Origin of the sequence: Intestinimonas sp. MSJ-38, assembly GCF_018917925.1 — a bacterium.
Classification (GTDB): Bacteria; Bacillota; Clostridia; order Oscillospirales; family Butyricicoccaceae; genus Pseudobutyricicoccus.
Genome location: NZ_JAHLPO010000044.1, coordinates 1 through 7,502, shown reverse-complemented (window position 1 = coordinate 7,502; position 7,502 = coordinate 1). Strand labels below are relative to the sequence as shown.

Sequence of the window (7,502 nt, the reverse complement as noted above, 5' to 3'; positions counted from 1 at the left end):
CATAGCAAGGGCCTTTAGCTCAGTTGGTTAGAGCATCCGGCTCATAACCGGACGGTCCCGGGTTCGAGTCCCTGAAGGCCCACCAGATACCAAAAGACACGCCATTTGGCGTGTCTTTTGGTATAATTTTTTATAAAATGAAGACAGAAAATATTTTGGATGGCAGGATAAGAAGGCAGAAAAGTAGCAAACTAAAAGCATTCAAATTCAGAATAAAGGAGGATATTGATGCGCATTGATAAGCGACAGATTTCCGTTATGGAAAGAAGAGCGGGCCAGAGCTACAGTTAGGAAACAGATCTGGGCCGAAATGAAAAGGGTCTGCCGAAAAGCAGGAGTAGAAGAGAGTAAAGTCTTTCCGCACAATCTTCGGCACTTGTTTGCTCGAATGTTTTATCAGGTAAGTCGAGATATAACCAAATTAGCCGATGTATTGGGATATTCTTCTATTGATACAACCCGTATTTATCTGGTATCTACTGGATATAAACACACAAAAATATTGGATAAACTATACTTGATTTTATAGACGAAATAGAGATTCTGTCTACATAAAAAAGAATAATTAAATAATTTTTTGTATTTACCTTAATTTTACCAGTGCATCTATTAAAAATCAAGATTTTTTCGCATGGCAACCAGGGACGGTTCATGACATTTTGATTGCCGTCCCTGGTTTGTCGCGTCACTGAAAGAGGATTCTTTTTTTATTTTGCAAAAGAACGATTGTAGACAGAATCTCTATTCCGTCTATGGCCTGGAATTGAGGAAGGATCAATGGCAAGGTGTATTGGTTTGGAAAAAGATAAAAAGCTGCTGCAAAGCGAACTGGAAAAATGGGAAAACAACGCAGAACATCTTGTTTCAGATTATCCAGAGTTTATGAGGCAGTGGAGCGAAAAAAATGGGCTTTTAAAACCGGAAAAGGTGACCATGGGATCAAACCGCAAAGTATGGTGGGTGTGTGAAAAGGGACATGAATGGCAAGCTACGGTTCGGTCTCGAGTATCTGGCGCTGGATGTCCTATTTGTTCTGGCCGGGAATCTTGGAAGGGGCATGATGATTTGGCCACAACACATCCGCAGTTGGTAAAGCTGCTTTCGGCAAAGATACTGATACGGCCTATTCGGAGACGCGCATCATCCAGGATGCGGTGAATCCCAACATTACCTATACCGGATTGGTGGGGGCCGATTTCTATTTGCCAGCAGGGAAAGAGGATCTTTTCATCAATGGAGAGACCTGCTACACCGGCAATATCACTCCGCTGACCTATGTGCAAACGATAGAACCCACCTGCACAGAGGCAGGCTACCATGTTTATACCCAGACGGCCGGCAACATTGCGGTGGGGGAAGAGGAAGTAACATTGACACTTCATGTGCCCATCCCAGCCCTGGGGCATGATTGGAAACTGGACGAGACCTATAGGATCCTATGATATTTACCCAGTGGGTCAGGATGGTCAGAAGGTAACAGATGCGACCGTATACGGCAATTATTCGGTGACCTTTGCCGGAGGCCAGGACAGCTTCCAGGTAGAGCTTCGGTCAATTTCCATTGCCATCCAAGATCACAGCAGTGCATATGGTGCGGCGATTGAAACAGGGATCAATGATGACTCTGCACAGGAAGGCGGGAACTACACCGTGACCCTCACTTCGGGCGGCGGAGCCACCTCTCCGGAGGCCATTGTCAACAGTGACGACCTGAGAATTACATTGACCGCAGCGGCCAGTGCTAGCGCTGATGTGGGTGCCTATGATATTGTCGGCGCAGTCCATGGCGAAAAGGCGAAAAATTATACCATTACCTGGACAGGCCATGGTGGTGACCGGCAAGATGGAGCGGGGAAAAATGGCCAATATACCATTGAAAAGGCCGAAATCACCCTGTCTTTTGCCAATCAGACAGAGTACGCCGGCGTAAGTGAGAAGGTGGACAACGCTCTGACGGTTACCGATCTGGATAACAGGACGGCATTGACCCCGGAACAGGTACAGGACCTGCGGAACGGCGGCAACCTCATCTATCAGGCCGAGCCGGATGATGCGGTGGAAATCGACCAAAGCACCGGTATTGTCACCGTCAAGAAGGCCAATACCAATGTGATCATTACGGCACAGGTAAAAGACGCCGGAAATTATCAGGACGCCCAGGCCTCCTTCACCATCACCATCTCGGCCCATCAGGCCGGGAGCATGGGCATCGTGGTTTCTGCGGCAACCATGCAGCCCTACACCGGAAGCCCCCAGACACTGGTGCAGGTGAAAAATCCCTTGGGTGCTAAAATGACCTATGAGGTGCGGGACAGTGCAGGGCAGCTCATCACCACAGAGGATGAAAATGGCCTTCCCACCGCTATGAATGCAGGTACCTATTCTGTGACCTGGAAAGCCAAAGCGGTGGATGAAAATTACAGCGATGAGAGCAGCCAGTCTCCTGTTGTGGTGATCATCCCCAAGGCCAATGTGGAGGGCACATTCCAAAGCAATCCCTACACCTTTGTCACAGCCACCGATATCAGCCCCTATGATAGTGCGGTGGAAAATCCCCTGACAGTGACCAGTCCCAACTATACAGGAGAGGAAGGGAATTATCAGTATAGTTGCGCAAACGCTCAGGTGGCCTATACCATCAACAGTGGCTCAGCAGTGTATATCACCGGCCAGCCGGGAAGCAAAACCACCGTTTCGGTAACTCTTCCAGGGGGCAGCAACTATAATCAGACCACCCTCACCTATGATTTGAAGATTTCCGATCAGCTGGCGTCCATTTCTTATACCGCTCAGGACGAGACGGTCACTTATGATGGAAAGCCTCACAGCGTTCAGGTACAGGTCACAACGCCTGCCTCCGGTGCCCAGGTACGGTATGCCGACGAAGATGGGAGATACACCCTTTCCCAGGCTCCGGCGTACACCGATGTAAAGCGGGCCGGAAACGATCCCGAAGGCATAATACAGGAGGGGAAAGAAAAGCGGAAAGAAGCAGAGAGTGGCTTTGGCCCTTGTGCAGGGAAAAGCAATATGATAAGATAAAAAAACAAGTAACGCGCGGAGAAGGGGGCTTGCATGAAAATCACATTCCGATATTCCCAAGATCGTTCCAGTGATTATGTTTTTTCCACTTTGCTGTTTTTTGCGTTTTCCATGATAGTCTTCGCCTTCCTGATGGATTCGCCTGTGGCGGTTGTGAAAGGAATGGGGGAGATCCTGACCCAGCCGGCCGCTTTGATCACCGACTATATCGGTATTGCGTCCATTGGGGCAGCTTTTTGCAATGCAGGATTGGTCATGGCCTTTTCGGCCCTATTGCTGCGGGCGCTGAAATTGCCTTTTGCCGGCATGAGCATCAGCTGCTGTTTCCTGATGGCAGGGTTTTCCCTATTTGGGAAAAATTTGCTGAATATTCTGCCCATTCTGCTGGGTGCTTTCTGCTATTCTCTGTATCGCAGGGAACACCTGGCCCGGTATATTTATATCGCTTTGTTTGGTACCACTTTGTCGCCCATTGTCACCGAAATGGCTTTGTTGGCCAGAGAGTGGCCTGCATTGCCTCGCATGGTTTTCCCTACTCTGGTAGGCCTGCTGATCGGCTTTGTGCTGCCTTCCATTGCGGCCTATACCATGCGTGTTCATCAGGGGTATAATCTCTACAATGTGGGCTTTGCGGCGGGCCTCGTGGGTATGGTACTGGTGTCGCTGCTTCGTTCCTTCGGAAATGATTTCCCCTCCCGTCTGGTGTGGAGCGAAGGCAACAATCTGTCGCTCGGCCTGTATCTGCTGGTGATGTTTCTTTTGATGATCGGTACGGGTTGGTATTACAATGGCCGCAACTTCCGGGGACTATGGAGACTCACCCGTCACTCGGGGCGTGCCATTGCCGATTTTGTCATGATGGACGGTTACCCAGTGACCTTGATGAATATGGGCGTGGTAGGCCTTTTTGCCACAGGCTATGTGCTTTTGGTGGGCGGACAGCTCAACGGCCCTACCATCGGCGGCATCCTGACGATTGTGGGCTTTGGCGCCTTTGGCAAGCATATGCGCAACATATTCTGGGTGATGATGGGCGTGGTGATCAGTTCCTGGTGCATGGTATGGGACCTGACCGAACCGGCCGTTATGCTGGCCGCGCTGTTTTCCACTGGCCTGGCTCCCATTGCCGGTCATTTCGGGCCGATATGGGGTATGATCGCCGGCGCTATCCACGCTTCTGTGGTGCTCAATGTGGGGGTGCTCCACGGGGGATTGAATTTGTATAACAATGGTTTTTCAGCGGGTTTGGTGTGCATTGTGCTGCTGCCCCTGATCCAGGCAATAAGGAGAGAGAAGGAACATGAGTGAAATGCGGCAAAAAATCGGCCGGATCATCGATGAATTGATTATTTTTCAGTTCAATGCCGGAGCCGAGGATATTCATATGGAACTGCATCGCCGTCCCGATGGGATGGAAATTTGCTTTACCAGCCAGTGCAGCGATGGACAGGATATGGAAAAGCAGGTGGATCGGTTGAACCGCTATTTGAAGGTGGGACGCAATGAGGCCATTGAGGCCTATTTCTGGGGACTGGCCGGAGAAGATGAAGATTGCCACAATTCCGAATTGCAGCTCATTGGACAGATGGTGGACCAGGCCGACGCACGGCTGGAAAATGGCCAGTTGATCATTAAAGTATTTCGGAAAAACGACTGAACAAAAAACAGGGACGATCGTGAGATCGTCCCTGTTTTTTTGCGGCTTATCGGGAAACGGAAGGGCGTTGTTCTTTCTTTTTGGCCATATGGCGGAAAAAGATCAGGATCAGAGCAAACAGCACGACTCCCCGGAGAATACTGGTGATGGAAATGCTCCACCAGATGCCATTGAGCCCCAGTGCTGTGCGGGAAAGGACCACGGCCAGAGGAATACGGGAAGTTACGAGAAGCGTGGAGGCCAAGGAAGGGGGCAGGGTGTGACCGAATCCGGCGAAAGCACCGGCGGTGATGATGTCCACACACATGGGCATCTGAGAAACACCCAGGATCACCAGATAATCCACGCCCAAAGGCAAGACAGATTCCTGAGGGATAAAGATGCGGAAAATAGGAGCGGCGCAGAAAATCAACAAAAGGGAGGAGATGATCCCCCAGCCCACAATGGTGATGAGACTGGTCCAGTAGCCTTTTTTGGCCCGCTGGAGGTTGCCGGCGCCATAGTTTTGTCCCACAAAGGAGCTGACAGCGGAAGAAAAACCATCGGCTGTCATCCAGGAGATACTTTCAATCTGGCTGCCCACTTTTTGCACGGCCACCGCCGCATCGCCCCAGGAGGCAATCAACCGGGCAATGACCATGGACACCAGAGTAAAGAGCATACTCTGCATGGCAGAAGGCAGGCCGATGCGCAGCAGTTCCCGCAGAAGGGGAAGTTCCGGCCGGCGGCGTATCTGAACATGGCAGAACAAATGGGTGTCCCGACGGGCGTAGAGGAGAAAGAGGGCAACCACCAGCATCTGTGCCAGAACAGTGGCGGCTGCCGCGCCGCCTACGCCCATGGCCGGGATGGGACCCAGGCCGAAGATCAGCAGAGGGTCCAGCACGATGTTGAGCAAAAGCCCCAATACCGTGGCGATAAATGGGGTTTTGCTGTTGCCCGTGGCAGTGATCAGCCCGGTAAACACCAAAAGGGTCACTGAGGAAACAATGCCCAGGGAGACTACCACCAGATAGGTGCGGGCATCCCGTACCACCGTGGGATCGTTCAGGTTAAAAAAGCCGATCAAGGGTTTGTTGAAAACCAGCATAATCAGGGTGAAAATGGTGGAGAGCAAAAGTCCCAACTGGAGGGAATTCTGAGCAAATCGCCCGGCCAATGGAGCATCTCCGGCCCCCAGGCTCTGGGCTACTTTCACCTGGCCGCCCATGCGGGCCAGCACGGCAATTCCCTGGGACAGCCACATATACATACCGGCCGCACCCACGGCAGCGACTGCTCCCGGTCCTACCCGGCCGATCCAGATCATATCGGTCATGTTATAGGCCATGTTGACAAGAGAAGTGGCCATGATGGGCAGAGCCAGTCTGGTGAGAGAAGAAAGAATATTCCCCTCTAGAAGATTCACACGCTTTGACATGGTTTCCTCCAAAAAGTGAAATTTCGGTGAACACCGACAATAGATAGTATATCCTGTCTGCATTCTTTTGGCAAGAGTGGAAGGAAGAAGGAGGGGGAAAGGGCTTGCGCTGGCAGGGGAATTCTGATATACTATACCCCGGTGTATTGCTAAAATAAAGAGAAAGGAAATGAGAAAAGAGAATGAATAGCATGAAGCTGAAAAGACTGGCTGCATTGTTGCTGGCGGCCGGTATGGTTCTGACCCTGGCAGGCTGTAATAAGGATGACGCCGGTACCGATGATAAGGGCACAAACAGCAGCCAGACAGGGGAAAAGGATACCGATTCCAAGAACGAAAACAACGAAGAGGACGACAAGCAGGATACCGGCAGCGAAACCCTGACAGAAGAGGAATACAAGGCCAAGATCACAGAGATCGGCAACAAGGTGGGCGAGCTGACCCAGGATGTCACTGCCGCTCAGAGCCAGGCCACCGAAGATCCTCAGGGTGCTTTGGCCAGCCTGACCGAGACAGTCAACCAGATGCGGCCTCTGTATGAAGAGCTGGCCAACCTGCCTGCTCCGGAAGCCTTTGCCGAGGCCCAGGCCAAGATCAAGGAAGGTTCTGAGGCCAGCATCGAGATCCTGGATCTGACTCTGGAGATGATGGAACTGGCTTCCGACCCCGACACCATGGAAGAGGCTCAGGAAAAGATGACAGAGCTGACCGAGAAGATGAATTCTTATTCCGATCAGGCCAGCAAGCTCACCGAAGGCCTGACCGAAGTGCTGGGTTCGTAACAAAACATACAAAAAAGAGCCGGACAATTGAACTGCACCCCACTTGTTAGACAGTATGATATACTATCTAACAAGTGGGGTGTTTTGCTATGCCAAAAGGAGTACCAAACAAACGATATACACCAGAATTCAAAAAACTGGTGATTGAAACCATGCAGGAAGAGAAATTGAGTTACAGCGAAACCTGTCGTAGATTTGAGGTAAACAGCAGAGATCGGATCAAATCATGGGAGCGAATCTACCTGGAAGAAGGGCCGGAAGGGTTAGCCATCGAACGGCGTGGCCGCAGCAGTAAGGGTCGTCCGCCAAAGCAGTTGCCGAAGCAGGTAGAAGAAGATCTGCTGGCAGAAGTCCAGCGGCTGCGTGCGGAGAATGACTACCTAAAAAACTTGCAAGCCTTGGTTTTGGAAGACGAGCGACGCCAGCACAAAAAACGCTGGTAGTTCAGAAGCTAAGGCAAAAACACGCACTCAGTATTCTGCTCTCAATCGCTCAACTGCCCCGTGCAACTTTCTACTATCATTTGAAGCAGATGCAGAGAGAAGACAAATATGCATCTGTTAAGGAAGAAATCGCAGCAATTTACCACGAAAACAGGGGC

General features: G+C 50.9%; 9 protein-coding genes and 1 tRNA gene. 9 read left to right on the top strand and 1 reads right to left on the bottom strand.

Annotated elements, in window-relative coordinates; all coding sequences use genetic code 11:
- Positions 1-8 precede the first annotated feature (8 nt).
- The 7 genes from KQI26_RS14680 to KQI26_RS14650 all read left to right on the top strand — a co-directional run bounded on the left by KQI26_RS14680 (position 9) and on the right by KQI26_RS14650 (position 4,699).
- Positions 9-85: transfer RNA gene (locus tag KQI26_RS14680), tRNA-Ile, on the top strand.
- 150 nt (positions 86-235) lie between these two features.
- Positions 236-529: a tyrosine-type recombinase/integrase gene (locus KQI26_RS14675; RefSeq protein WP_371744211.1), complete on the top strand. Its 294-nt coding sequence runs from the start codon at positions 236-238 to the stop codon at positions 527-529.
- 248 nt (positions 530-777) lie between these two features.
- Complete coding sequence (locus KQI26_RS14670) at positions 778-1,158, top strand: zinc-ribbon domain-containing protein (RefSeq protein ID WP_216504994.1); 381 nt, start codon at positions 778-780, stop codon at positions 1,156-1,158.
- Positions 1,155-1,442, top strand: coding sequence for a hypothetical protein (locus KQI26_RS14665; RefSeq protein WP_216504993.1), 288 nt, complete (start codon positions 1,155-1,157; stop codon positions 1,440-1,442). Before KQI26_RS14670 ends, KQI26_RS14665 begins: the two co-directional genes overlap by 4 nt.
- 10 nt (positions 1,443-1,452) lie before the next feature.
- Entirely contained in the window at positions 1,453-3,042 is a 1,590-nt protein-coding gene (locus tag KQI26_RS14660; RefSeq protein WP_216504992.1) for a hypothetical protein, read from the top strand.
- 33 nt (positions 3,043-3,075) lie between these two features.
- On the top strand, positions 3,076-4,350 hold the full coding sequence (locus tag KQI26_RS14655) for a DUF1576 domain-containing protein (RefSeq protein ID WP_216504991.1): 1,275 nt from the start codon (positions 3,076-3,078) through the stop codon (positions 4,348-4,350).
- Positions 4,343-4,699, top strand: a complete 357-nt coding sequence (locus KQI26_RS14650) for a hypothetical protein (protein ID WP_216504990.1) — start codon at positions 4,343-4,345, stop codon at positions 4,697-4,699. Before KQI26_RS14655 ends, KQI26_RS14650 begins: the two co-directional genes overlap by 8 nt.
- A 46-nt stretch (positions 4,700-4,745) precedes the next feature.
- Here KQI26_RS14650 and KQI26_RS14645 read toward each other — a convergent pair whose 3' ends face one another.
- Positions 4,746-6,119 (bottom strand): MATE family efflux transporter, encoded by a 1,374-nt coding sequence (locus KQI26_RS14645; RefSeq protein WP_216504989.1) that lies wholly within the window; start codon positions 6,117-6,119, stop codon positions 4,746-4,748.
- 191 nt (positions 6,120-6,310) lie between these two features.
- Between KQI26_RS14645 and KQI26_RS14640 the strand changes: the two genes are divergently transcribed.
- Both KQI26_RS14640 and KQI26_RS14635 read left to right on the top strand, forming a co-directional pair.
- A complete protein-coding gene (locus KQI26_RS14640; RefSeq protein WP_147421479.1) occupies positions 6,311-6,901 on the top strand; it encodes a hypothetical protein in 591 nt (196 codons plus the stop codon).
- An 89-nt stretch (positions 6,902-6,990) separates the two neighbouring features.
- A complete protein-coding gene (locus tag KQI26_RS14635; protein WP_216504988.1) occupies positions 6,991-7,344 on the top strand; it encodes a helix-turn-helix domain-containing protein in 354 nt (117 codons plus the stop codon).
- The last annotated feature ends 158 nt before the right edge of the window (positions 7,345-7,502 follow it).